The sequence below is a fragment of the Terrabacter sp. P5_B1 genome, from assembly GCF_056400505.1.
This window is the reverse complement of sequence record NZ_JBFULD010000542.1, coordinates 1-1,457: the sequence shown is the minus strand read 5'-3', so window position 1 is coordinate 1,457 and position 1,457 is coordinate 1. Positions and strand designations below refer to the sequence as shown.

Below are 1,457 nucleotides of genomic sequence, written 5' to 3'. Positions count from 1 at the left end.
GCCGTGTTCGAGGCCGTGTTCGAGGCCGTGTTCGAGGCCGTGTTCGAGGCCGTGTTCGAGGCCGTGCTGGAGGAAGGGCCGGCAGTCGGGGTGGACACCGTGGCGCCGAGGTCGAGGACCGCGGTCGCCTCGCCCAGCGGGAGGGCCCGGGTGGCGGCGTCGGCGCGTGTCTCGTGGACCCGCAGCGCGGCGGCCATCGCGTCGGCGTCGGGGTAGCGGTCGGCGGGCGCCTTCGCGGTGGCCCGCTCGACGACCTCGTCGAGGTTGGCGGGCAGGTCCGCCACGCGCGAGCTCGGCAACGGCACCGGCTCGTCGAGGTGGCGGATGGCGACCGCGACCGGGGTGTCGCCCTCGAAGGGGACGGCGCCGGTGAGCATCTGGAAGAGCAGGATCCCGAGCGAGTAGAGGTCGGACGCCGGGGTCGTGGGCTCCCCGCGGGCCTGCTCCGGGGCGACGTACGCGGCGGTGCCCATGATCGTGCCGGTGTCCGTGATCGACGCCTGCCCGAGCGCGCGGGCGATGCCGAAGTCCGTGACCTTGACCATGCCGTCGGGCCGGACGATGACGTTGCCCGGCTTGACGTCCCGGTGCACGACCCCGGCACGGTGGGCCACTGCCAGGGCGGCGCAGACCTGCTCGGCGATGCGCACGGCGTCGCTGGGGGTGATCCGGCCGTGCTCGCGGATCAGGTGGGCGAGGTCCCAGCCCTCGGCATACTCCATGACGATGAAGTGGGAGGCGCCGTCGACGCCGTAGTCGTAGACCTGCGCGATGTTGGGGTGCGAGAGCGCGGCGGCCGTCAGGGCCTCACGGCGGAAGCGCTCGACGAAGTCGGGGGACTCGGCGAAAGCGGGGGAGAGGACCTTGACGGCGACCTGTCGCCCGAGGCGCTCGTCGGTGGCGAGATACACCTCACCCATGCCGCCGACGGCGATGCGCTCGCCCAGCAGGTAGCGCTGCGCGATGCGGACGGCGGGTGAGGAGTCTACAGACATGGGCATCGACTGTAGATGACGCGCCCCTCCGTGGGCCAACCGAAGCGGCTCACCGGCGCCCGCCCGGCGCTCGGCGGACGGCCGGCGACCGACCCAGCGGGTCAGCGCGGGAGGGCGCTGGTGCGCCAGCCGTCCCGGGTGCGGGACGGGCCGACGAGCCGCCAGGACGGGTCGGACCACGCCGAGCGTGCGTGCTCGGGAGCAGGCTCCTCGCCGCCGAGGGCCGAGAGGACGACGACGAGCGCCGCGACCTCCTCGGGGGTCGGGTTGCCCGACACGGACAGCACGGACTTCGCTTCGCTCACCAGACTCTCCGTTCCGACCGATCCAGGCTCCTGCGTCGCGGGTCGGCCGGTCACAGCGGGATGTTCCCGTGCTTCTTGGGAGGGAGCGTCTCGCGCTTGTTCTGCAGCGCGCGCAGGGCCCGGGTGACGTTCATCCGCGTGTTCGACGGGCTGATGA

At 73.2% G+C, this 1,457-nt stretch carries 2 protein-coding genes; both read right to left on the bottom strand.

The genetic code is table 11. From position 1 onward, the window contains the following. Positions 1-995 (bottom strand): protein kinase domain-containing protein (locus AC1DP0_RS21805; RefSeq protein WP_478088667.1); only part of this gene is annotated, 995 nt, incomplete at its 3' end. Between the two features lie 101 nt (positions 996-1,096). Continuing rightward, entirely contained in the window at positions 1,097-1,300 is a 204-nt protein-coding gene (locus AC1DP0_RS21800) for an acyl-CoA carboxylase subunit epsilon (RefSeq protein ID WP_478088665.1), read from the bottom strand. Positions 1,301-1,457 lie beyond the last annotated feature (157 nt).